General features: G+C 70.2%; 23 protein-coding genes. 10 read left to right on the plus strand and 13 right to left on the minus strand.

All coding sequences use genetic code 11. The annotated features are described in order from the left end of the window. Positions 1-4: 4 nt before the first annotated feature. The 8 genes from BMZ82_RS17505 to BMZ82_RS17540 form a co-directional block, all read right to left on the minus strand. Entirely contained in the window at positions 5-523 is a 519-nt protein-coding gene (locus BMZ82_RS17505; RefSeq protein ID WP_093776736.1) for a thiol-disulfide oxidoreductase DCC family protein, read from the minus strand. Positions 524-528: 5 nt separating this feature from the next. Then, positions 529-924 carry a hypothetical protein gene (locus BMZ82_RS17510; protein ID WP_093776738.1) on the minus strand — a complete coding sequence of 132 codons (396 nt, stop codon included), beginning with the start codon at positions 922-924 and terminating at the stop codon, positions 529-531. A gap of 264 nt (positions 925-1188) precedes the next feature. After that, entirely contained in the window at positions 1189-2037 is an 849-nt protein-coding gene (locus BMZ82_RS17515; RefSeq protein ID WP_177244531.1) for a ribosome-inactivating family protein, read from the minus strand. Positions 2038-2298: 261 nt separating this feature from the next. Continuing rightward, a complete protein-coding gene (locus BMZ82_RS17520) occupies positions 2299-3060 on the minus strand; it encodes a succinate dehydrogenase iron-sulfur subunit (RefSeq protein WP_093776742.1) in 762 nt (253 codons plus the stop codon). Continuing rightward, on the minus strand, positions 3060-4814 hold the full coding sequence (gene sdhA, locus BMZ82_RS17525) for a succinate dehydrogenase flavoprotein subunit (protein ID WP_093776744.1): 1755 nt from the start codon (positions 4812-4814) through the stop codon (positions 3060-3062). The genes BMZ82_RS17520 and sdhA overlap by 1 nt, the downstream gene beginning before the upstream one ends. Before the next feature lie 33 nt (positions 4815-4847). Then, positions 4848-5330, minus strand: coding sequence for a succinate dehydrogenase hydrophobic membrane anchor subunit (locus BMZ82_RS17530; RefSeq protein WP_093776746.1), 483 nt, complete (start codon positions 5328-5330; stop codon positions 4848-4850). 5 nt (positions 5331-5335) lie between these two features. Continuing rightward, positions 5336-5962: a succinate dehydrogenase, cytochrome b556 subunit gene (sdhC, locus tag BMZ82_RS17535; RefSeq protein WP_371271246.1), complete on the minus strand. Its 627-nt coding sequence runs from the start codon at positions 5960-5962 to the stop codon at positions 5336-5338. An 18-nt stretch (positions 5963-5980) separates the two neighbouring features. Beyond that, the gene (locus BMZ82_RS17540) at positions 5981-6520 is read right to left on the minus strand and encodes a 2-oxo-4-hydroxy-4-carboxy-5-ureidoimidazoline decarboxylase (RefSeq protein ID WP_093776748.1); all 540 of its coding nucleotides are present in this window, start codon (positions 6518-6520) and stop codon (positions 5981-5983) included. Between the two features lie 230 nt (positions 6521-6750). Between BMZ82_RS17540 and BMZ82_RS17545 the strand changes: the two genes are divergently transcribed. The 5 genes from BMZ82_RS17545 (at position 6751) to BMZ82_RS17565 (ending at position 11874) form a co-directional block, all read left to right on the plus strand. Beyond that, positions 6751-8370 (plus strand): beta-N-acetylhexosaminidase, encoded by a 1620-nt coding sequence (locus tag BMZ82_RS17545; RefSeq protein ID WP_371271247.1) that lies wholly within the window; start codon positions 6751-6753, stop codon positions 8368-8370. A gap of 69 nt (positions 8371-8439) precedes the next feature. Continuing rightward, a complete protein-coding gene (locus BMZ82_RS17550) occupies positions 8440-9156 on the plus strand; it encodes a DUF4328 domain-containing protein (RefSeq protein ID WP_093776752.1) in 717 nt (238 codons plus the stop codon). Positions 9157-9257: 101 nt separating this feature from the next. After that, positions 9258-9848, plus strand: a complete 591-nt coding sequence (locus tag BMZ82_RS17555) for a hypothetical protein (RefSeq protein WP_093776754.1) — start codon at positions 9258-9260, stop codon at positions 9846-9848. 287 nt (positions 9849-10135) lie between these two features. Continuing rightward, on the plus strand, positions 10136-10795 hold the full coding sequence (locus BMZ82_RS17560; protein ID WP_093776756.1) for an RNA polymerase sigma factor: 660 nt from the start codon (positions 10136-10138) through the stop codon (positions 10793-10795). Further along, positions 10795-11874 carry a hypothetical protein gene (locus tag BMZ82_RS17565; protein ID WP_093776758.1) on the plus strand — a complete coding sequence of 360 codons (1080 nt, stop codon included), beginning with the start codon at positions 10795-10797 and terminating at the stop codon, positions 11872-11874. The genes BMZ82_RS17560 and BMZ82_RS17565 overlap by 1 nt, the downstream gene beginning before the upstream one ends. A gap of 48 nt (positions 11875-11922) precedes the next feature. On the opposite strand, the gene BMZ82_RS17570 is transcribed toward BMZ82_RS17565, so the two are convergent. After that, positions 11923-12324, minus strand: a complete 402-nt coding sequence (locus tag BMZ82_RS17570; protein ID WP_093776760.1) for a hypothetical protein — start codon at positions 12322-12324, stop codon at positions 11923-11925. A gap of 279 nt (positions 12325-12603) precedes the next feature. Further along, positions 12604-13422 (minus strand): L,D-transpeptidase family protein, encoded by an 819-nt coding sequence (locus BMZ82_RS17575; protein WP_093776762.1) that lies wholly within the window; start codon positions 13420-13422, stop codon positions 12604-12606. A 106-nt stretch (positions 13423-13528) separates the two neighbouring features. On the opposite strand from BMZ82_RS17575, the gene BMZ82_RS17580 reads away from it, so the two are divergent. The 3 genes from BMZ82_RS17580 to leuE all read left to right on the plus strand — a co-directional run bounded on the left by BMZ82_RS17580 (position 13529) and on the right by leuE (position 16484). Continuing rightward, on the plus strand, positions 13529-15109 hold the full coding sequence (locus tag BMZ82_RS17580) for an acyl-CoA mutase large subunit family protein (RefSeq protein ID WP_093776764.1): 1581 nt from the start codon (positions 13529-13531) through the stop codon (positions 15107-15109). A 91-nt stretch (positions 15110-15200) separates the two neighbouring features. After that, on the plus strand, positions 15201-15782 hold the full coding sequence (locus BMZ82_RS17585; protein WP_093776766.1) for a Uma2 family endonuclease: 582 nt from the start codon (positions 15201-15203) through the stop codon (positions 15780-15782). Between the two features lie 30 nt (positions 15783-15812). Next, positions 15813-16484 (plus strand): leucine efflux protein LeuE, encoded by a 672-nt coding sequence (gene leuE / locus BMZ82_RS17590; protein ID WP_093776768.1) that lies wholly within the window; start codon positions 15813-15815, stop codon positions 16482-16484. Positions 16485-16492: 8 nt separating this feature from the next. Here the strand turns inward: leuE and BMZ82_RS17595 are convergent, their stop codons facing one another. Further along, positions 16493-17848: an FAD-dependent monooxygenase gene (locus BMZ82_RS17595; protein WP_093776770.1), complete on the minus strand. Its 1356-nt coding sequence runs from the start codon at positions 17846-17848 to the stop codon at positions 16493-16495. A gap of 70 nt (positions 17849-17918) precedes the next feature. On the opposite strand from BMZ82_RS17595, the gene BMZ82_RS17600 reads away from it, so the two are divergent. After that, complete coding sequence (locus BMZ82_RS17600; RefSeq protein ID WP_093776772.1) at positions 17919-18569, plus strand: TetR/AcrR family transcriptional regulator C-terminal domain-containing protein; 651 nt, start codon at positions 17919-17921, stop codon at positions 18567-18569. 3 nt (positions 18570-18572) lie between these two features. Here the strand turns inward: BMZ82_RS17600 and BMZ82_RS17605 are convergent, their stop codons facing one another. Both BMZ82_RS17605 and BMZ82_RS17610 read right to left on the minus strand, forming a co-directional pair. After that, positions 18573-19742 carry an acyltransferase family protein gene (locus BMZ82_RS17605; RefSeq protein ID WP_093776774.1) on the minus strand — a complete coding sequence of 390 codons (1170 nt, stop codon included), beginning with the start codon at positions 19740-19742 and terminating at the stop codon, positions 18573-18575. 22 nt (positions 19743-19764) lie between these two features. Then, a complete protein-coding gene (locus tag BMZ82_RS17610) occupies positions 19765-20538 on the minus strand; it encodes a glycosyltransferase (RefSeq protein WP_143098869.1) in 774 nt (257 codons plus the stop codon). Between BMZ82_RS17610 and BMZ82_RS17615 the strand changes: the two genes are divergently transcribed. After that, positions 20510-21646 carry a DUF6716 putative glycosyltransferase gene (locus BMZ82_RS17615; protein WP_177244532.1) on the plus strand — a complete coding sequence of 379 codons (1137 nt, stop codon included), beginning with the start codon at positions 20510-20512 and terminating at the stop codon, positions 21644-21646. The two genes, BMZ82_RS17610 and BMZ82_RS17615, sit on opposite strands and share 29 nt — an antisense overlap. The last annotated feature ends 21 nt before the right edge of the window (positions 21647-21667 follow it).

The following is a 21667-nucleotide window of genomic DNA, read 5'->3' on the forward strand; positions in this document are numbered from 1 at the left end:
GAGCCTAACGAGTGGAGCAGGTGCCGTCGGCACAGGTGGGCGGAGCGTAGCTCCACCCCTGGCGCGGGTCGTACGACCATCCGTCGCCCCGCCGGTAGACGCCGCCGCCCCAGCCCGCTGCGCCCTGCCCGCCGCCCTGCCCGCCGCGCCACTTGGCGGCGGCGAGCACGGCGGCCCGCGCGAGCTTCGCCCCGGCGGGCGTGCTGAGCCGGTACGACAGCGGGCGGTGCTCGCGCAGCGCCCACAGGACGACGATCCAGGCGGCGGCGGCCTGGTAGACCTGCCCGGCGTCGCCGACGACGGTGATCTCGTCGAGGGTGGCGCGATGGTCGAGGCCGGGGAAGCGGGCGCGGGCCTCGGCGGAGGCCGCCGGGACGAACTCCAGCGGCACGAGCTGCGGCTGCCGCGCCAGCCGGGTGCGCAGGAAGCGGCACAGGGCGCACTGGGCGTCGTAGAGGACGGTGAGCCGGCGGACCGGGACGCGGCGGGCGTCCCGGTCGGCGGTGGCCGGTTCGGCTGTCATCGTGCTCAGGCCCCGGCCCAGCCCTGCGGCGCGACCGGCGGGACCTGCTCCCGCTCCATGATCCCGCGCCGCCGGATCCGGCTGAGCACGTACACGTTGGCCAGGTGCATCGCGCCGAGCACCAGCAGCACCACCCCCAGCTTGGTCGACAGGGCCTCGAAGATGCCCCGCGTGTCCTCGATGGTGTCGTCGCCGCTGAGGTAGAGGGCGACGAACCCGAGGTTCACGAGGTAGAAGCCGACCACCAGCAGGTGGTTGACGGCGTCGGCGAGCTTCTCGTTGCCCTGGAGCACATCGGCGAGGAACACCCGCCCGTTGCTGCTGAGAGTCCGGGCCACCCAGACCGTCAGACCGATGCTGACGACCAGGTAGACGACGTAGGCGATCACCGTACGGTCCATGTTCCCCACCTCTGCTTGCGTTCACTTGAACGCGTTCAAAACGCCGACAGGGATGACTGTAGCGCTGTTTTTGAACACGTTCAACCGGCGCCTGGTGGCCGGCGCCGCCTCCCCGGCTCGGCCTGCCGCCTCGACAAGGCCAGGTCACCTGCTCGAGGCCGATCTCGCCGAGCTGCACCCGCTCGCAAGGATCCTCATGCTCAAAAGCTTCTGGTGGCGGTATCGAATAGCATTGATACCGCCACCAGGAATAGCTGGGCGTATTTACCGATTTTTCCCCAATAGCACGTACCTTTGTACGTCGTTAATATTCCTGACCCATCCGGCGTGGGGTCCGGAATCGACCGGTGGCGGATTTGAGCCATTCGTGAAAGCGATCAAAAATTCGGAAATTTGAGTCCAATGGTTTTCCACCTCCGCATGCGCTTCGGTTAGGCCTGCATAGTGGGTGGCCCTGTTGAGCATGATCGCAGACATGGTGCCGTTCAAATCGGTAAGGCGAGACGCTTCCGAGACGTACTGGATCATGAACAGGAGAGACCTGGCCAGGTCTTGGCCTGACGTACTGCCCTGCGCGTAAGCCAGATTGAACAGTGAATTCCAGAGGTCGTTGAAGGAGATGGGCATGTGCAAACGGTTCCTGTTGGTGGCTCCCTCCAGTGAGATGTAATTGCCACCAAAGGGCAGTTCATTCACGTTGGAGAGGGGCAGAGGCAAGAGTCCTGCATCTGGACTGTCTGAGAGCTCGAAAAAGCGCTGCCGCAGGTTGAAGTCATTGAAGTAATATGTGGCACCCGCCTGAGTGGTAAATCCGCGCAAATACATGTCGCCGGGTGTTATCCATAGCCTCAGCGTAGTGTTGCCGGCGTTCAAGTCCACCCGCATGAGATTTATGGTCGACTGGGAACCCGTCAGGTAGATTCCGTTCCTGTATGGGTGTCCTGCAGCCCTTCGGATGCTGTCCATGAAGCCGAGATACTGAGACTGGGCACCGGCACCGGGTTCCGAAATATTCAACCAGACATGCGCGATCCTGTAGGCCGGGACGTCGGCTTTCGCCGGACCAGAACCTGAAATGCACGCGGCGATTGCCAGAAGCAGGACTGTGATCATTGTGGTAACGGTGCGCGTTGCGCGACCGAACCGCATGGGTTGCCTGTATTGAAGCATCGTTCCTCGCAACTTGATGGAATCGGGTCTGCTCGCCAACCTAGGGGGCGGGCAGGAGCGAAGGGGCGAACACGGGTGCCACGCTGATGGAACGTCAGTGCCACCAGCGGGTTGGCGACGGTGCTGGAGTCCGGGCCTGGGCGCACGCCAGAAGGCCCCGCCTCCACTCGGAGACGGGGCCCTCAGGGACGTACAGGGGAGAGGTCAGAAGCGACGCGTGATCAGCGCTCGCTTGACCTCCTGGATCGCCTTCGTGACCTCGATGCCACGCGGGCAGGCGTCCGTGCAGTTGAACGTGGTGCGGCAGCGCCAGACGCCGTCCTTGTCGTTCAGGATCTCCAGACGCTGCTCGGCCGCGTCGTCACGCGAGTCGAAGATGAAGCGGTGCGCGTTGACGATCGCGGCCGGACCGAAGTACTGGCCGTCGTTCCAGAAGACCGGGCACGAGGACGTGCAGGCCGCGCACAGGATGCACTTCGTCGTGTCGTCGAAGCGCTCGCGGTCCTCCGCCGTCTGGAGGCGTTCACGGGTCGGCTCGTTCGTGTCCTTCGTGATCAGGAAGGGCATGACGTCGCGGTACGCCTGGAAGAACGGGTCCATGTCGACGACCAGGTCCTTCAGGACCGTCAGACCCTTGATGGGCTCGACCGTGATCGGCTTCTCGGGGTTCAGGTCCTTGATCAGCGTCTTGCACGCCAGGCGGTTCTTGCCGTTGATCCGCATCGCGTCCGAGCCGCAGATGCCGTGCGCGCAGGAACGGCGGAACGTCAGCGTGCCGTCGAGGTCCCACTTGATCTTGTGGAGACCGTCGAGGACGCGCTCCTTGGGGTCGATCTCCAGGTGGAAGTCTTCCCAGACCGCCTCCGCCGAGACCTCCGGGTTGAACCGGCGGATCCGGAAGGCGACGGTGATGTACGGGGAGGCCGCGGCCTCCGCCTCGACCTTGTCCAGAACGGGGGTTGCCATCAGTACTTACGCTCCATCGGCTGGTAGCGGGTCTGGACGACCGGCTTGTAGTCGAGACGGATGGAATCCGTCCCGTCGGCGCCGACCTCGCGGTACGCCATGGTGTGGCGCATGAAGTTGACGTCGTCGCGGTTGGGGTAGTCCTCGCGGTAGTGACCGCCGCGGGACTCCTTGCGGGCCAGCGCGGACACGGCCATGACCTCGGCCAGGTCGAGCAGGTTGCCCAGCTCGATCGCCTCCAGCAGGTCCGTGTTGAACCGCCGGCCCTTGTCCTGGATCGAGACGTTCCGGTAGCGCTCGCGCAGCTCGGCGATCTTCTCGACGGCCGTCTTGATCGTCTGCTCGGTGCGGAACACCATGACGTTCGCGTCCATGGTCTCCTGCAACTCGCGCCGCAGCTCCGCCACCCGCTCGGTGCCGGTGGCCGACCGCAGGTGCTCCACCTGGTCGATCACCTGCTGCGCGGGGTTCTCCGGCAGCTCGACGTACGCCGCCTTCTGGGAGTACTCGGCGGCGGCGATGCCCGCGCGCTTGCCGAACACGTTGATGTCCAGAAGGCTGTTGGTGCCCAGCCGGTTCGCGCCGTGCACCGACACGCACGCGACCTCGCCGGCCGCGTACAGGCCCGGGACGACCGTGGTGTTGTCGAGCAGCACCTCACCCTCGACGTTCGTCGGGATGCCGCCCATCGCGTAGTGCGCGGTGGGCTGGATCGGGATCGGGTCGGTGTACGGCTCGATGCCCAGGTAGGTGCGCGCGAACTCGGTGATGTCGGGCAGCTTGGCGTCCAACTGCTCCGGCGGGAGGTGGGTGAGGTCGAGGTAGACGTGGTCGCCCTCGGGACCGCAGCCGCGGCCCTCCCGGATCTCCGTGTAGATGGACCGCGACACGACGTCACGCGACGCGAGGTCCTTCATCACCGGCGCGTACTTCTCCATGAAGCGCTCGCCGTCCTTGTTGCGCAGGATGCCGCCCTCACCGCGGGCGCCCTCCGTCAGCAGGATGCCCATGCGCCAGATGCCGGTCGGGTGGAACTGGAAGAACTCCATGTCCTCCAGCGGCAGCCCGCGCCGGTACACGGCCGCCTGGCCGTCACCGGTCAGGGTGTGCGCGTTCGACGTCACCTTGAAGAACTTGCCGCAGCCGCCGGACGCGTAGATCACGGCCTTCGCCTGGAAGACGTGGATCTCGCCGGTGGCCAGCTCGTACGCGACGACGCCGGCGGACCGCTTGACGCCGTCGACCTCGGTGATGAGCTGGTCGAGGACGTAGAACTCGTTGAAGAACTCCACGCCCTCCTTCACGCAGTTCTGGTACAGCGTCTGGAGGATCATGTGACCGGTGCGGTCGGCCGCGTAGCAGGACCGGCGGACCGGGGCCTCGCCGTGGTTGCGGCTGTGCCCGCCGAAGCGGCGCTGGTCGATCGTCCCGTCGGGCGTCCGGTTGAACGGCAGGCCCATCTTCTCCAGGTCGAGGACGGAGTCGATGGCCTCCTTCGCCAGGATCTCGGCGGCGTCCTGGTCGACCAGGTAGTCACCGCCCTTGACCGTGTCGAAGGTGTGCCACTCCCAGTTGTCCTCCTCCACGTTGGCGAGCGCGGCGGCCATGCCGCCCTGCGCCGCGCCCGTGTGGGAGCGGGTGGGGTAGAGCTTGGTCAGCACGGCGGTGCGGCTGCGCTTCGTCGACTCGATCGCGGCGCGCATACCGGCGCCGCCCGCGCCGACGATGACGGTGTCGTACTTGTGGATCTTCATGAGTGGCTCTCTCAGTCCCTCGGTCCCGTGCGCCTAGCGGATGTTCGGGTCGAAGGTGAAGATCACCAGCGTGCCCAGCAGGATGGTGAACACCGTGGCGGTGTAGAGCAGGCCCTTCAGCCACAGCCGGGTGTTCGCGCGCTCCGCGTAGTCGTTGATGACCGTACGCAGGCCGTTCGCCCCGTGCAGCATCGCGAGCCACAGCATCAGCAGGTCCCAGACCTGCCAGAACGGGGACGCCCAGCGGCCGGCCACGAAGGCGAAGCCGATCTTCGAGACGCCGCCGTCCAGCACGAGCTGGATCAGCAGGTGGCCGAGGACCAGCACGACCAGCACGACGCCGGACAGCCGCATGAACAGCCACGCGGCCATCTCGAAGTTGCCCCGGGTGGACTTCGGGGTCTTCCGGGTGCGCTGGCGCGGGGCCTCGATGAGGGGCGCCGGGTTGTCCACGTCGTAGAGCGAGCCGCCCTCGACGGGGCCGATGCCGGCAGCGGGGGTTTCAGTGGTGGCCATCGGTGTCAGCTCCCGAACAGTTCACGAGCGGCGTGCCCGAGGACGGGGTAGATGGCCCCGAGCATCAGCACGAGCCACAGGCCCACGACGCTCCAGAGCATCTGCTTCTGGTAGCGCGGGCCCTTCGACCAGAAGTCGACGGCGATGACGCGCAGACCGTTGAGCGCGTGGAAGAGGATGGCGGCGACGAGGCCGTACTCCAGCAGCGCGACGATCGGGGTCTTGTAGGTGGCTACGACCTTGTCGTAGTCCTCGGGGGAGACACGCACGAGCGCGGTGTCCAGCACGTGAACGAACAGGAAGAAGAAGATGAGGACGCCGGTGACTCGATGAGCCACCCAGGACCACATTCCTTCCCGGCCGCGGTACAGCGTTCCAGCCGGCACGGAAGCCCTCCGGGAGCGGGGATTGGGGCCGCCGGCTTGTGCTGTCGGTTCGGCCCGGCCGGGTACGGTCCACCGGCCCCCAGCATCGTAGCGAGGCGCTGGCGCTGGGCTTAAGCCGGGCCTACCTGTGTGATCAAAGTGGCACGCGTTTGGGTGAGCGGCGGCGGCATCTGGGGTGGGTTGTGCGGTTATGCGCCGGGTGCGGGCGCGTTGTGGCTGGTCGCGCCCCGCGGCGGAGCCGCAAATGTCACAGCCCCGCGCCCCTTAAAGGAGCTGGAGTAGCCGTTGCCTTGCAAGGCGTCGTAGCTCTTCTGCTGCTGTCACCCGTTCGTCTTCTGGATCGTTTGTCAATCGTGATCGGATGGCTGCCAGGACGTGGTCCAGGGATTCGGCGGCCGGGACGGTGTCGAGGCAGATGACGAAGGTGTGGCCGAAGCGGGCCTCGTAGGCGGCTTGGGCCGCGCTGAGGGCCATGTGGGCCGCGCCGTAGGCGTCCGGGGGGAGCGGCGGGAGGGTTTCGCCGGCCAGGGCCTCCGCCAGGTCGGCCGAGGTCAGGTCGTACGCGGCCTCGTCCGACGCGGCCAGCAGGGCGTCGAGGGTCGGGTACGGGCGGTGGTCGGCGATACGGCGCGCCCAGCGGAGGCTGCGGAGGCAGGTGAGGAGGGTGTGGTGGGCCTCTTCGGCGGGGGCGGTGTTGAAGCCCTCCAGCGCGGGTGTGACCGAGGTCCGGGTCTGCGCCGGTATGGCGAGGCAGCCGGAGAGGTGGGAGGGGCGGTGCGCAGGCAGCGTGGATCCTCGCGTCACGTGGGGTGGCTGGGGATGCGGTGAAGGATGTGGTGGCAACGTTATCGAGAGTGGTCAGCAGGTGTACGACCGATGCCCGAATTTCACTCGAACGAGAGAGTTTCGGAATGTGCCGTAGACACCAACGTGCTGTTTTCGGCGCGCCGAGGGTGCGAGAGGGTCGTACGGTTGGCCGAGTGAGCAGGCACAGGCATCGGCGCCGGGCGCCGCAGAGGAAGCCGCAGCAGCAGGTGGTGCTGCGGGCGCTGACGGCGGGCGGGCTGGTCGCCGCGCTCGGCGTCGGGACGGGGCTGTGGGCCTCGTCGGGAGACGACGGCGCGGACGGGACGCCGGCCGGGTCGGTCGCCTCCCAGCAGGCCGCCGCCGGGATCGCCGCAGACGAGGCCGCCGCGCAGGCCGCGAGCCCGACGCCCAGCCGCTCCTACGCCCTGTCCACCGCCCCCCGCACCATCCCCTCGGTCAGCTCCCACACCCCGGCGCGCGGTCCGGGCTGGCGTCCGGCCGCCGGACACCGGGTGGTCGTGAACGACGCGAGCCTCGCCGACGAGGGGCAACTGATCGCGGGCGAGCTGGGCATGACGTACGCGGGGAACAAGGGCGACGCGAAGGCCGGTGACCTGCGGCTGACGCTGAACCGCGGCTCCGGCGCGAACCCCGAGTCGTACGCCATGACGGTTCGTGGTGGACGTGTCACGATCAGCGGCCCCTCCGACACCGGCGTGTTCTACGGGACCCGCACGCTCAAGCAGGAGGTGCACGGCGGTGCCACGGCGCCGGAGGGTGTCGTGAAGGACGCGCCGGCCAAGCCGCAGCGCGGGTTCATGCTGGACATCGCCCGCAAGTACTTCAGCCCGTCCTGGATCGAGGACCGGGTGCGCGAGCTGGGCGATCTGAAGTTCAACCAGCTCGGGCTGCACTTCTCCGACGACCAGTCGTTCCGGATCGAGTCCGACTCGCACCCGGAGATCGTCGCGCAGCAGCACCTCACCAAGGCCGAGGTGAGGAAGATCGTCGCCCTAGCGGCGAGCCGCCACATCACCGTCGTCCCCGAGATCGACTCGCCGGGACACCTGGGCGCGGTCCTCGCCGCCCACCCCGAGCTCCAGTTGCGCAACGTGAACGGGGTGGCGACCCGCGGGGCGATCGACATCTCCAAGGACGCCTCCGCGAGCCTCCTCGACGACCTGCTGAACGAGTACGCGGGCCTGTTCCCCGGCGCGTACTGGCACCTCGGCGGCGACGAGTACCAGGCCCTGACGGTGTCGAGCCCGGCCACCTCCTTCCCGCAGCTCGCCTCCGCCGCCGTGGCCCGCTACGGCTCCGGCGCGGGCGTCGCCGACCTCGCCACCGGGTGGCTCGACGACCGCGCCGACACCGTCCGCGCCCACGACCGCACCATGCGCGTGTGGAACGACGGCTTCTTCCGGAACACGTCGGTCAAGCCCGCCTCCGACCTCGTCGTCGCGTACTGGACGGGCAAGGAGATCGGGGCGCGGACGCCGGTGGAGTACCTGAGCGCCGGGCGCAAGGTGCTCAACTACAACGACGAGTACCTGTACTACGTCCTCGGCGAACCGCAGACCTTCGTCTACCCGACCGGCAAGCGCATCTACGAGCAGTGGACCCCGCGCGTCCTGCGCGGTACGACGCCGGTGAGCGCGCGGTACGACGCCCAGATCCTCGGCGGCTCCTTCGCCGTGTGGTGCGACCTCGCCAACTCCCAGACGCAGGCGCAGGTCGCGGCGGGCATCCGGATGCCGCTGAACGCGACGGCCCAGAAACTGTGGGACGCGGGGACGCCACCGCTGACGTGGACCCAGTTCAAGGCGCTGGCCAACCAACTGGGCTGATTTCCGGTGGACTCACGGCACCGGTGAACCGTATGTTCCGGGAGCTTTCTTCGCTCTCGGGGGACTTTCATGCAGTCGACACACCAGTACAACGCCCTGCCCGCCACGGGCCGGCTGCGCTCGCCCGTCGGGCTCGGGCAGGCCACCGCCGTGCTGCTCGGCCTGGTCATCGCCGCCGACCTGTTCGCCCTCTGGGCCGACTACGTCATGTACGACGTCACGGGCGACCTCGCCGCCGGCTCGCTCGGCGAGGTGGAACGGGCCGGCGACGCGGACCGGCTCTACAACTCCGCCGGGTACGCGCAGTCGGCGGCGCTGCTCGGCTGCGCCGCCGTGTTCCTGTGCTGGTTCCACCGGGTGCGGGTCAACGCCGAGGTGTTCCGGCCGGACGGGCACGCCAAGTCGCGCGGTTGGACGATCGGCGCGTGGTTCACGCCGGTCGTGAACTTCTGGTACCCGCGCCGGATCGCCCTGGACATCTGGGACGCCAGCAGCCCCGGCACCCCCTGGGGCCCGCCCCGCCCGCACGGCCCGGTCAACGCCTGGTGGACGGCGTGGGTCGTCTCGCTCGTCGCCGACCGGGCGGGCTGGCAGGCGTACCGCAAGGCCGACACGGCCGAGGAGATCCATGCCGCCACCGGCCAGGTGATGTTCGCGGACGCGCTCGACATCCTGGCCGCGGCTCTCGCGATCGCCTTCGTGCTGCGGCTGACCCGGATGCAACACGAGAAGGCGTTGCAGGGACCGACGGCCGGAGCGGCTGGATCGGCCGCCGGAATTGGCTGAAACCTTTCCCAAGACGCTGCCTGTGACACTCCTGGCCCGTCGCACGCAGTAAGGGGAAGTGCGGGCTCCGTAAGGTAGGCGCCCTGGTGAGGGGGACGTGGATGAGCCTGGTGGAACTGATCGCACAGGCCGACGAACGCGGACTGACTGCCGCCGCCTTGGCCTGTTTGGACCGCTGTGTATCCCTGCTCGACGGCGACGACGAGGCCCTACGCCCCCTGTGGGGCAACCTCACGGACACCTCCGACCCCGCCGCCTGGCCCGAACTACTCCAACAGGCACGCGACAAGCTGGAGCCCGGTGAGGGAGAAAAGACGGAAGAGGGGGACGCCGGGGGACAGGGGAGCTACGGCGCGGCGGTGCTTCTGGCGCGCCGGATGCTGGCCGACGCCCCGCCCGCCCGCTCCACCGCCGAGGCCCGCCGCTGGGCGGACGCCTGTTCCGTCGCCGCCCTCCAGATCCACCGGCTCCTCGACCCGATCAAGGACGCCTCCGAGGTCGACGCCCGCCGCGAGGGCCGTACGGAGGGCATGTCCCCGCTCGTCGCCGCCGAACTGCGCCACCAGATCACCGTCCTGGAACTCCTCGCCGCCCACGGCACGGGCGGCCTGCGCCGGGCGCTGGAGGTCACCACACAGGGCCGCCGGGTCCTGCGCGCGGTGGTGTCACGACGGGCTCGTGGGCGTGGGTGAGGGGGGAGCGGTGAGGACCGAAGCAACGGCCGGGGCCGCCACCCCCCACAGGAGAGGCCCCGGCCGTCGCGCGGCACGGGCCGCGCGGCGGCCCGTATTCTCTACAGCGCCGGGCGTGCGCTTTCTGTCACACCGGAGTGCGTCACGAGTCGGTTGCATGTCCTATGGACATGGACGAGCGACGGTTTCAGGTCGTAACGTGCCTTTCGCGCCGGGCGGCCAAGCGGCAGACCACCGCAACGACCTGCGGTCCACGAACCGCGAACCATCGACCGAGGAACCACGACGTGGGGGACGACGCGGAGCTGACAGCCGCGGTGCTCGCGGCACAGGACGGGGACGAGACCGCGTTCCGGACCGTGTACCGCACGGTGCACCCGCGGCTGCTCGGGTACGTACGCACACTCGTCGGCGATCTCGACGCCGAGGACGTCACCTCCGAGGCCTGGCTGCAGATCGCCCGTGACCTGGAACGCTTCAGCGGGGACGCGGACCGTTTCCGCGGCTGGGCCGCCCGGATCGCCCGCAACCGCGCCCTGGACCTGATACGCATGCGCGGCCGGCGTCCCGCGATCGGCGGCGACGAGACCGAGCTGACCGGCCGGCCCGCCGAGTCCGACACCGCGGGCGAGGCCATCGAGGCGCTGGCCACCGGCCGCACCCTCGACCTCATCGCCCGGCTGCCGCAGGACCAGGCCGAGGCCGTCGTACTGCGGGTGGTCATGGGACTGGACGCCAAGACGGCCGCCGAGACGCTCGGCAAACGGCCCGGCGCGGTCCGTACGGCCGCGCACCGCGGCCTGAAGAAGCTCGCCGAACTGCTCGGCGAGGATCCGGAGACGGCAGGCGTGCTCGACGCACTGCCGCCGCAGCGTGGAACGCGCTCGCGCGCGGTGACGTCCCCAGGTGTGACGCATGTGCGCACGCGGACGCAGAAGGACATGTGATGGCCGACAAGCAGGACAGATGGCTCGACCGCGAGACGGCGGAGCGTCTGCTGTGCGGTGAATCACCCGGCCGACCCGGTCGGTCGGGACACGTCGTTGACGGCGCCGCCGCCGAACAGGCCGAGCGGCTCGCGAGGACGCTGGGCGCGCTGGCCGCGCTCGCCGCCGAGCCCCTGCCCGCCGACGAGGAACTCCCCGGCGAGGCCGCCGCCCTGGCCGCCTTCCGCAAGGCCCACGCGGACCGCACCGCTCCTGTCGACTCCGTCCGTCCCGCTTCGGGGGCGGCGCATGTCGTGGATGCCGGGCTCGTGCGGATCGGCGGGGGCCGGGGGTCGGCGGGGGCCGGGAGGCGTCCCCGGTGGAGTCGGCCCGCGCAGCTCGGGCTGGCCGCCGTGCTGGCCGTCGGGATGGTCGGCGGGGTGGCGGTCGCGGCCGGTACCGGGGTGCTGCCGACCCCGTTCGACGACACGGAACCGGTGTCCCCCGCGGTGTCCGCGCCCGCGCTTCCCGAGCGTCCGCTCGTCTCCCCCGCGCCGGACGCCTCGGGCGACGACACACCCTCGCCGGCACCGGAGGACACCGGCACCGGCGACACCGGCAGCGAGGCCGGGAAGAGGAAGGCGGACGACGGTGCCTCCGCCTCCCCGGACCCCAGCGGCACCTGGCCGGCCGGCGTGACCTCGTCCTGCCGCGCCCTGGGCGCCGGCCGGACCCTGGACACGGAGCGCCGCCGCGTCCTGGACAACCTGGCGGGCGGCTCGAAACGCGTACCGAAGTACTGCGCGGGCGTCCTCGACGGCACCACCCTCCCCGGACGTTCCCGCGGCGACGACCGCACCGGGAAGAACTCCGGGAGCAGCTCGGGGACCGGCTCCGGGAGAGACACCTCCGACGGGGGCACCGGGACGGGCCAGGGCGGCCAGTCCGGGCGGGGCGGCAGCGGCGACAGCGACGACGACAGCGGCGGTGACCGAGGCGGTGACCGAGGCGGTGACCGAGGCGGTGACCGAGGCGGACGTCACGGTGGTGCCTCCGGAACCGGAGCCGGAGGGAGCAGCGGCGGGTACCGCCGTCACTAGGACCCCGTCACCAGGACCCCGCCAGGCGTCTTGAGACGTCGTCAGGCGTCAGATGGTGAACCACCGAACCGAGACGTCGTCGCCCGACGTCTGAAGCGTGAGCTTGCAGCGGTCGGTGGGGGTCACCTGGTCCCCCTGGAGCGGGAAGTTCGTGAACTCGATCCAGGCGACGCCGCTGTCCCCGTCCGCCCAGGTGATCGTGCCCTGTCCGATGAACGCGCCGCTTCCCGACGTGTCCTCCACGGTGGCCGTCAGTGTGTTGGCCGTGCCCTTGGGGTTCTCGACCTGGATGTCGACGGTCAGCCCCGGCGCACCGGGGCTGGACAGGGGCAGATCCTCCACCGGAGCCAGGCTCCCGACGTTGAAGGAACTTCCGAGCCCGGTGGAACTGGTGCCGCCGACCGGTTGAACAGTCACGTTGTTCGCCAGGGTTGCCGAGACCGTAGCCATGCGCCGCCTCCTCGCGGGAGTTCAACAGGAGCCCGACCAGCCTTTTCCCTCAGCGTGTCGTAGCCCCCGGGGGCCTGCAACTCGGTCCCGCCGAAGTTTTTTCGGGGCGGGTGTGACGTTTTCGGGGGCCGGGGCGCAGTAACAAGTGAGCCGACTGGTCATCGGCCCTTGCACTGAGCCGGGGTTCCCCCCGTACCCACGGCTCGTGCGCTCGGCGCGGGCGGGACACGTTCCCCCGGTCCCGCCCGCGCCCTTGAGCTCCGACCGCCGAATCGGCGGCTACCAGGACACGACGACCTTGTCGCCGTTCCTCACCTGTGCGAAGAGATCCGCGATCGCCGTCTCGTCCCGGACGTTGACGCAGCCGTGCGACGCGCCGGCGTAGCCGCGGGCCGCGAAGTCCGCCGAGTAGTGCACCGCCTGCCCGCCGCTGAAGAACATCGCGTACGGCATCCGCGAGTGGTACAGCGTCGACACGTGGTCGCGGGACTTCCAGTAGACGTGGAACACGCCCTCCCGGGTCGGCGTGTACTGCGAGCCGAAGCGGACCGAGACCGTCGACACCGTCCGGCCGTCGATCATCCAGCGCAGGGTCCGGGTCGTCTTGTCGATGCACAGCACCCGCCCGGTCAGACACCGGGGATCGGGCGCGGCGGCCGGCTGACCACCCATCAGATACAGCTCCCACTCGCCCGGTTCACGCGTCATCGCCAGCAGCCGCTGCCAGGTGACGGTGTCCGCCTGCCCGGTTCGCGGCAGCCCGCGCTTGCCCTGGAAGCCCTTGACCGCCTCCTCGGTGGGGCCGTCGTACGCGCCCGTGGGGCCGGCGTAGAGCCAGGCGACCTGCCGCAGCCGGGCCTGGAGCTCACGGACCGCGCGCCCGGTGTCGCCACGGGACCACAGCACGGCGGCCGCCGGGGGGCTGCTGGGCCGGTCGTCGGTGGTGGCCCGGGTGACGCTCCCGCCCGGCGGGCGTAGGTACCCGTTCGTGCCGTCCGTCGTGGGGGCCTGCACGCTACAGCCGCCGCACACCGCCACCAGGGCTGCCACCAGGGCCGCCGCAGTGGCCGGGACGGCGATCGATCTCCGCATCCGCATGCCTGAGATGTTCCCCCCGGATGACGCTTCGCGAACGGACCGGCATGGTGGTGAGCGGGACCGTGACCACAGGTTCGCCCGGCGGGAGGCAGGAGGCATGACACCCATGGCACGTGAGTCGGAGTCCGGACCGCCCATCCAGCCCGTGTACGGGCCGGCGGATTTGGCGGGCTGGGACCCGGCCGAGAAACTGGGCGAGCCGGGCGCGTACCCGTACACCCGGGGCGTCCACCCGTCGATGTACACCGGCCGGCCCTGGACCATGCGCCAGTACGCGGGCTTCGGTACGGCGACGGAGTCCAACGCCCGCTACCAGCAGCTCATCGCCGACGGTACGACGGGACTGTCGGTCGCCTTCGACCTGCCCACCCAGATGGGCCACGACTCCGACGCCCCGATCGCGCACGGCGAGGTCGGCAAGGTGGGCGTCGCCGTCGACTCGGTCGAGGACATGCGGGCGCTGTTCGGCGGGATCCCGCTGGGCACGGTGTCGACGTCCATGACGATCAACGCGCCCGCCGCTCCGCTGCTGCTGATGTACCAACTGGTCGGCGAGGAACAGGGCGTCGGCGCGGGCGAGTTGACCGGCACGATCCAGAACGACGTCCTGAAGGAGTACATCGCGCGCGGGACGTACATCTTCCCGCCGAAGCCCTCGCTGCGGCTGACCGCCGACATCTTCAAGTACTGCCGGGCCGAGATCCCGAGGTGGAACACGATCTCGATCTCCGGCTACCACATGGCGGAGGCGGGCGCGTCCCCCGCGCAGGAGATCGCCTTCACGCTGGCGGACGGCATCGAGTACGTCCGTACGGCGGTGGCGGCGGGGATGGACGTGGACGACTTCGCGCCCCGGCTGTCCTTCTTCTTCGTGGCGCGCACGACGATCCTCGAGGAGGTCGCCAAGTTCCGTGCGGCCAGGCGGATGTGGGCGCGGGTGATGCGGGACGAGTTCGGCGCGCGAAACCCCAGGTCGCTGATGCTGCGCTTCCACACGCAGACGGCGGGCGTCCAACTGACGGCCCAGCAGCCGGAGGTGAACCTGGTCCGGGTCGCCGTCCAGGGTCTCGCGGCGGTCCTCGGCGGCACCCAGTCCCTGCACACGAACTCCTTCGACGAGGCGATCGCGCTGCCCACGGACAAGAGCGCGCGCCTCGCCCTGCGCACACAGCAGGTGCTCGCCCACGAGACGGACGTGACGGCGACCGTCGACCCCTTCGCCGGTTCGTACGCGGTGGAGCGGCTGACCGACGAGGTCGAGGCGGCGGCCCTGGCGCTGATGCGGAAGGTGGAGGAACTCGGCGGCGCGGTGGCGGCCATCGAGCACGGCTTCCAGAAGAACGAGATCGAGCACAGCGCGTACCGGATCGCCCGCGAGACCGACTCAGGCGAGCGGGTCGTCGTCGGCGTCAACCGCTACCGCCTCGACACGGAGGAACCGTACGAGCCGCTCCGCGTGGACCCGGCCATCGAGGCCCGCCAGACACAACGTCTCACCGACCTACGCGCGACACGCCACCAGCCGACGGTGACCACCGCCTTGGACGCCCTGAAGAAGACCGCGGAGGGCGAGGCCAACGTCCTGTACCCGATGAAGACCGCCCTACGGGCCCGGGCGACGGTGGGCGAGGTGTGCGACGCGTTGCGGGCGGTTTGGGGGGTCTATGAGCCGTCGGACATATTCTGACCTGGGCAATTCCTCCGTACGGGTGATCGGGGGCGGAAATCGCCCGCCCCCGGTTACGCTCATGAAGAGTGACCCCTGAAAAGGAGGAGCCGTGGCTGTACTGCAACACGAGCTGACGTTGGGCGAAGCCGCCGACCTGCTCTCCCGTGCACTGCCTGGGCACCGCGTGGAGATTCTCCAGGGGAGGCTCACTGTGACACCGCCACCGGACGGCTCGCATGCGCTGTCGTTGACTTGGCTCGTCGAAGCATTCGGGGGGGCTGGGGCCCGGAAAGCCGGGCTCAGGTACGTCCAGGGCATCGGCCTGTGGCTGCCCACGCTGGCCGAGGACTACGCGATCCCCGACTTCTCCGTCGTGGACGACGACTTCCGTGACGCCCTGGTCCAGAAGAACTGCTACGCCCCGAACGTCTTCCGCCTGGTCGTGGAAGTGACGTCCTCGAACTGGTCCGACGATCTCGGCCCCAAGGCCGAGTGCTACGCCGAGGCCGGGGTCCCCGTCTACATCGTGGTCGACCGGAAGCACGACGAAGTGCTGGTCTACCAGAACCCGACCGACGGGAAGTACGACGTACCCCAGCGTTTCAAGCGCGGTCAGGACGTCCCCGTCCCCGAGTCCGTCGGCGTCGCCCTCGATCTCTCCGTGGACACCCTCCTGGACGGCGACGACTGACTGTCGTACCCCCGTGCGACACTCGTTTCCATGTTCGGCGTCATCGATCTCCCCACCTATCTCGCAGGGCTCGTCCTGATCGTCCTGCTCCCCGGGCCCAACTCGCTGTACGTGCTCTCCGTCGCCGCCCGGCGCGGGATACGGGCCGGGTACACCGCCGCGGCCGGAGTGTGGTGCGGGGACGCCGTACTGATGACCCTGTCCGCCGCCGGCGTCGCCTCCCTGCTCCAGGGCAACGCCCTGCTGTTCGGGGTCGTGAAGTACGCGGGGGCCGGCTATCTGACCTGGCTGGCGATCGGGATGCTGCGGGCCGCGTGGGGGATGTGGCGGTCTCGGGGTGAGCACGGGGAGCGGGGCGGTGCCGAGGAGACGCCGGGTGCCGGGTCCGGTGCCGGGGCTGTGGAGCGGCCGTTTCGGCGGGCCCTCGTCATCAGCCTGTTCAACCCCAAGGCGATCCTGTTCTTCGTCGCCTTCTTCGTGCAGTTCGTCGACCCGGGGTACGCGTACCCAGCGGTCTCGTTCGTCGTACTGGGCGCGTTCGCGCAGCTCGCGAGCTTCCTCTATCTCACCGCGCTGATATTCGGCGGCACCCGCCTGGCGGGCGCCTTCCGCCGCCGCACCCGCCTGGCGGCCGGCGCCACCTCCGCCGCGGGGGCGCTCTTCCTCGGCTTCGCGGTGAAGCTGACGTTGGCGAGCGCCTGAGGGGCCGGTTAGAAGCCGACGCGTGCCTTGTACTCCTCCAGCAGCTCGGTTGCCATTCCTGGCTTGCCTGCCCAGCCCACGTAGCCGTCCGGGCGGATCAGGAACAAGTCGTCCTCCAGGGTTAGTTCGGTCCAGTTCGGGCCCTTGAGGTGGTCGAAGAGGCGGGTGCCGTTGGTTGTCAGGTCGGGGACGCGGTCGCCGGTGTGCAGGGTGGCCGGGGTCGGCCTTGTTTCCTGGGTGAGTGACGACTCGCGGTAGTTCAGGCCCAGTTGGCGGGTGGTCGGGCCGCGGCGGGCCCGCTGGTGGTGGATCGCCGTCGACAGTCCGAGGACGTACGCGGCCACCGGGCGGCGCTCCTCCTCGTAGGTGTCCAGCAGGGCTTTCGGTGCCCGGCCCGTCAGTACCGCGCCCAGTTTCCAGCCCAGGTTGTAGGCGTCCTGGACGCCGGTGTTGAGGCCCTGGCCGCCGGCGGGGGAGTGGACGTGGGCGGCGTCGCCGGCGAGGAAGACGCGGCCGGCGCGGTAGCGGTCCGCCAGGGCGGCGCGGGGGCGGAAGTCCGAGGACCAGCGGACCTCGGTGACGTCCTCGGGCGCGAGGTGCGTGCGCTCGGCGACCACCTTCCGGACGCCCGCGAGGGAGAGGTCGATGTCCGTGCCCTCCGGGAACTGCGCCACCAACTGGAAGTCCGCCGTGCCCGCCAGGGGGCAGATCGCCAGGAATCCGGTGCCGGTGTCGGTGCCGGTCGTAGGGAAGATGTGCCACCAGGTCCGGGGCAGTCCGGTGATTCGTACGTCCGCCACCAGGAGTGGGTTCGGGTCGACCGGTTCGCCCGTCATGGCGATGCCGAGCGCCCGGCGGATCGTCGAGCGGCCACCGTCGGCCGCCACGGCGTACCGCGCGCGGACGGGCTCGCCGGTGGCGAAGTGCGCCGTCACGCCGTCCGGGTCCTGGTCGACGCGTACGACCTCCCGGCCGAAGGCGACCGTGCCGCCCAGCTCTTCCAGCCGCGCCCGCAGGATCTCCTGGTTGCGCCACTGCGGGACCATCCAGGGGGCGGTGAAGCGGGAGCCCTCCTCGCCGTCCCGCGCAGGGTCGAACATCGCCTGCTCGCCGCGCTGCCTGCCGTCCGCCCAGATCATGCCCGCCGGGTACGGGCCGCCGGCGGCGAGGGTCTCGTCCAGGACGCCGAGATCCTCGTAGACCTCCAGGGTGCGCGGCTGGAGGCCCTTGCCTCGGGAGCCGGGGGTGAGGGTCTCGCCGCGTTCCACCACCAGCGCCGGCACACCGCGCCGGGCCAGGTCGATGCCGAGGGTCAGTCCGGTGGGGCCCGCGCCGACGATCAGTACGTCTGTCTCTGAATTCATCAGCCGCTCCTTAACGTCGTTAAGTTCCGTCTCTCATGACAGTGGACTTAACGGCGTTAAGCTGTCAAGTGTGAGTACCGAACGACGTGCGCCCCTCGACCGCAAGCGGGTCGCGGACACCGCCCTGAAGCTGCTGAACGACGTCGGTCTGGACGGGCTGAGCCTGCGGGCCATCGCCCGTGAGCTGGACGTCAAGGCACCCGCCCTGTACTGGCACTTCAAGGACAAACAGGCCCTGCTCGACGAGATGGCGACCGAGATGTACCGGCGCATGGTCGCCGGGACCGCTCTCGACCCCGGTGACACCTGGCAGGAGCGGTTGCGCAAGTCCAGCCACGGCCTGCGCGGGGAGCTGCGCGGCTACCGCGACGGCGCGAAGGTGTTCAGCGGCTCGCGCTTCACGGGGATCGAGCACGCCGAGCAGATGGAGGACACCCTGCGCCTGTTCACGGCCGCCGGTTTCACCCTCGCCCAGGCGGTCCGCGCGACCGCGACGACGTACCTCTACACGCTCGGCTTCGTCACCGAGGAACAGGGCGTCGAGCCGCTGCCCGACGAGCGGCGCGAGGGGTACGACGTCGCGGAACGGGCCCGGCGGATGAGTGACTTCCCGCTGGCCGCACGGGCGGGCGCGGAGATCTTCGCCGACTACGACCGGCACTTCGAGGAGGGGCTGGAGCTTGTCCTGGCTGGGATCGCCGTGCGTTTCGGGGGGTCGTGAGCCTTACTTGGTGCGGGACAGGGCCGTCCGTAGGCGGGGGGTCAGCGGCTTCTCCACGAAGCGGTTCAGGAGCCAGGCCAGCAGCAGCATCGACGTGAGGGTCAGGGCGAAGGTCGCCGCCGACGGCAGGTGCAGGCCGCGGTGCAGGGAGCGGATGACCACCCAGCCGAGATGCTCGTGGACCAGGTAGAAGGGGTAGGTCAGGGCCCCGGCGACCGTCAGCCGGCGCCAGTTCGGGCGGTTGTCGCGGTTCAGCCGGCCGAGCGCGATCGCCGCCACGGCCACGAAGCCGAAGGCGACCACGCCGACGATGCCGAGCGTGGTGCGGTGGGCGAAGGCGTCCGGGTCCGACGCGTTCCACAGGTCGCGCACCGCGTAGTGCTGGCCGATCAGGAAGCTGACGACGACGATGGCCCAGGCGTAGGCGTCCCGGCGGTCGCGGTGGACGAGATAGAGGCCGATGCCGCCGATGAAGAACGCCGCGTACTCGGGCATCAGCACCAGGTCGAGCAGCGGCTCGTGCGCCGCCTGCGCGAGTGCCGCCGCCAGCGTCCAGCCCGCGCAGAACATCACGACCCGCCGGCGGTTCGCCCCCGGCAGGACGACGCACACCGCGAACAGCGCGTAGAAGCGGATCTCCACCCACAGCGTCCAGCACACGCCGAGCACCCGGTCCGCGCCCAGCGGCTGCTGGAGCAGGGTCAGGTTCACCAGCGCGTCGCTCGGCGCGACGGCCTCGTAGACGACCGAGGGCAGGGCGAACACCGCCGTCACGAGCAGGACGGCGACCCAGTACGCCGGCATCAGCCGGGACACCCGGGACGCGACGAACGACTGGAGGGTCCGGCCCCAGCCGCTCATGCAGATCACGAACCCGCTGATCACGAAGAAGACCTGGAAGCCGAGGCAGCCGTAGGCGGCGAACTGGTGCAGCGTCGGGAACTGGAGCCGCGGCGAGCTGCCCCACGCCCGGGTGACGTCGCCGCCGCGGCCCGCGTAGTGGTACACCGCCACCATCAGCGCGGCGAGCAGCCGCAGCCCGTCCAGCGCCCGAAGCCGGACCTCACGGACCTCACGGACCTCACGGACCTCAGGGACTCCATGGACCTCACCGACCTCGCGGTCTTCCCGGTGCGCTGGTGCCTCGGACGTGCTCACGACCGTCTCGGTCATGGTGGTAACCCTTCTCGTACGTCTAGTCCGACTTCAGGAGCCGGGACGAGTGGTTGCCGAGTTGGACGCGGACCGCCTCCTTGCGTGCGAGCTGCCGGATCGACCGGCCCCGCGCGCCGAGCAGGTCCGCGACGCGCGCGACCTCGGTCCAGACCCGGGCGCGGTCGCCGCCCGCGATCGCCGCCGCGGCGAGCAGCCGGCACGCCTCCTCCGGCTCGCCGCGCCGGGCCCGTATCTCCGCCATCCCGACGAGGACGTCCACCGGCTGCCGGCGGCGCAGGATCTCGGTGCCGACCCGCAGCGCGTCGTCGTGCCGGCCCGCCGTGAAGTGCCGGACGAAGTCCTCGGCGAGGTACGTGCCGTGCCGGGCGAGGACGGCGGAGAACCGCTCGTTCGGGGACCCGGAGCCCGTACCATCCCCGTCCGGCCGGCCGCCCCTCGTCTCCAGGCCCAGTGCCGCCGTCATCCGGGCGGCGAACGCGGGGATGTCGAACAGTTCCTGGACGTCCCGGTAGTCGGTCTCCGAGACCTCCTCGTCCAGCACCCGGCGCAGCGCGTCGAGGGCCGCCTCGGGCGTGTACTCGGCGAACGAGCGGTACCCGGCGACGCCCTCCAGCACCTCCCGGGACCCGACCCGGTGATACGTCACCGTCCGCAGCCGCTGCTGCACCGCCTCGACCACCGACAGCGGCATCGGGTCGTCGACGCTGGACAGGAAGAAGACGTCGGAGGCGGCGAGTTCCTCCCGGACGCGGTCGCGGGAGAGCGTGCACGCGGACTCGCTGCGCGAGGTCACGGCCGTCGAGTTCCTGCGCGCGATGACCCGGACCTCGTACGACGTCCTCGTCCTCGCGCTGGTCGGCGGCGGCGTCCAGGCGATCCTGCACGGCCTCAAGCGGGTCTGGGAGGGCGAGCCGGACCGTCCCGTCGTCGTCACGGGCTATGTCGGCGTCGTATACGAGAAGCTCGCCGACGGTCTGCTGCTGCGGCACGGCGCGGACCTCGTCCTCGCCAACTCCCGCCAGGACGCGGAGCGGTTCCGCGCCGTGTACGAGGGGGTGGGCGCCGACGCCTCGGCGGTGACCGAGGTCGCCCTGCCGTTCCTCGGCGGGGCCGCTTACCCGGGCGAACACGATCCGTACACGGTCGTCTTCGCCGCGCAGCCCTCCGTACCGGACAGCCGCAGGGACCGTACGTACCTGCTGAACCGGCTGATCCAGCACGCGCGGTTGAACCCCGAGCGCGAGGTGCTGCTGAAGCTCCGCTCGAAGCCGGGTGAACACACCACCCACATCGAGGAGTTGCCGTACCAGAAGCTGGCGCAGAAGCATGAGCTGCCGGCCAACTTCCGCCTGGTGTACGGGAACATGGGCGAGGTCCTCGACCGCACCGACCTCATGGTCACGGTCAGTTCGACGGCCGCCCTGGAGTCCCTGCACCGGCGCGTGCCCACGGTCGTCCTGACCGACCTCGGGGTGCGTGAGGCGCTCGGCAACCACCACTTCGTCGGCTCCGGCTGCCTGGCCTCCTGGGACCAGCTCGACGCCGGCCACCGCCCGGCCCCCGACGAGGACTGGGTGTCCCGGCAGGGCGTCGTCGCGGGCGGCGGCTCGTACGCCTCCGCGTGGGACGCGGTCGGCGAGCGCATCGCCAAGCTCCTCGCCCGCCCCGGCGGTCTGCCGCCCCTGACCCCCTACTACAGCCCCGCCACCGCCCCCGGCTACCTCCCCGGCATCCTCGCCCGCCACCACCTGGGCACCGACGGCAGCCCGCTGCCCGGCGCCCCCACCGGCGACAAGGACCCGGGCCCGGTGCGCCAGATGGTCCGCCGGGCGGCGCGGGGCGCTTACCGGCACGGGGTGCAGCGGGTCGCTCCGGTGATCCGCCGGATGGGCGAACTGTGAGCCACCGTCCCTTTCCGCGCC

This window comes from Streptomyces sp. yr375, assembly GCF_900110755.1.
Lineage (GTDB): Bacteria > Actinomycetota > Actinomycetes > Streptomycetales > Streptomycetaceae > Streptomyces.

Coding starts and splice junctions, on each gene's coding strand:
- leuE (WP_093776768.1), top strand. CDS start 15,813: ATGTTCGGCGTCATCGATCTCCCCACCTATCTCGCAGGGCTCGTCCTG.
- BMZ82_RS17555 (WP_093776754.1), top strand. CDS start 9,258: ATGAGCCTGGTGGAACTGATCGCACAGGCCGACGAACGCGGACTGACT.
- BMZ82_RS17530 (WP_093776746.1), bottom strand. CDS start 5,330: ATGGCCACCACTGAAACCCCCGCTGCCGGCATCGGCCCCGTCGAGGGC.
- BMZ82_RS17515 (WP_177244531.1), bottom strand. CDS start 2,037: ATGATCACAGTCCTGCTTCTGGCAATCGCCGCGTGCATTTCAGGTTCT.
- BMZ82_RS17565 (WP_093776758.1), top strand. CDS start 10,795: ATGGCCGACAAGCAGGACAGATGGCTCGACCGCGAGACGGCGGAGCGT.
- BMZ82_RS17505 (WP_093776736.1), bottom strand. CDS start 523: ATGACAGCCGAACCGGCCACCGCCGACCGGGACGCCCGCCGCGTCCCG.
- BMZ82_RS17595 (WP_093776770.1), bottom strand. CDS start 17,848: ATGAATTCAGAGACAGACGTACTGATCGTCGGCGCGGGCCCCACCGGA.
- BMZ82_RS17520 (WP_093776742.1), bottom strand. CDS start 3,060: ATGGCAACCCCCGTTCTGGACAAGGTCGAGGCGGAGGCCGCGGCCTCC.
- sdhA (WP_093776744.1), bottom strand. CDS start 4,814: ATGAAGATCCACAAGTACGACACCGTCATCGTCGGCGCGGGCGGCGCC.
- BMZ82_RS17605 (WP_093776774.1), bottom strand. CDS start 19,742: ATGACCGAGACGGTCGTGAGCACGTCCGAGGCACCAGCGCACCGGGAA.
- BMZ82_RS17550 (WP_093776752.1), top strand. CDS start 8,440: ATGCAGTCGACACACCAGTACAACGCCCTGCCCGCCACGGGCCGGCTG.
- BMZ82_RS17580 (WP_093776764.1), top strand. CDS start 13,529: ATGGCACGTGAGTCGGAGTCCGGACCGCCCATCCAGCCCGTGTACGGG.
- BMZ82_RS17570 (WP_093776760.1), bottom strand. CDS start 12,324: ATGGCTACGGTCTCGGCAACCCTGGCGAACAACGTGACTGTTCAACCG.
- BMZ82_RS17575 (WP_093776762.1), bottom strand. CDS start 13,422: ATGCGGATGCGGAGATCGATCGCCGTCCCGGCCACTGCGGCGGCCCTG.
- BMZ82_RS17510 (WP_093776738.1), bottom strand. CDS start 924: ATGGACCGTACGGTGATCGCCTACGTCGTCTACCTGGTCGTCAGCATC.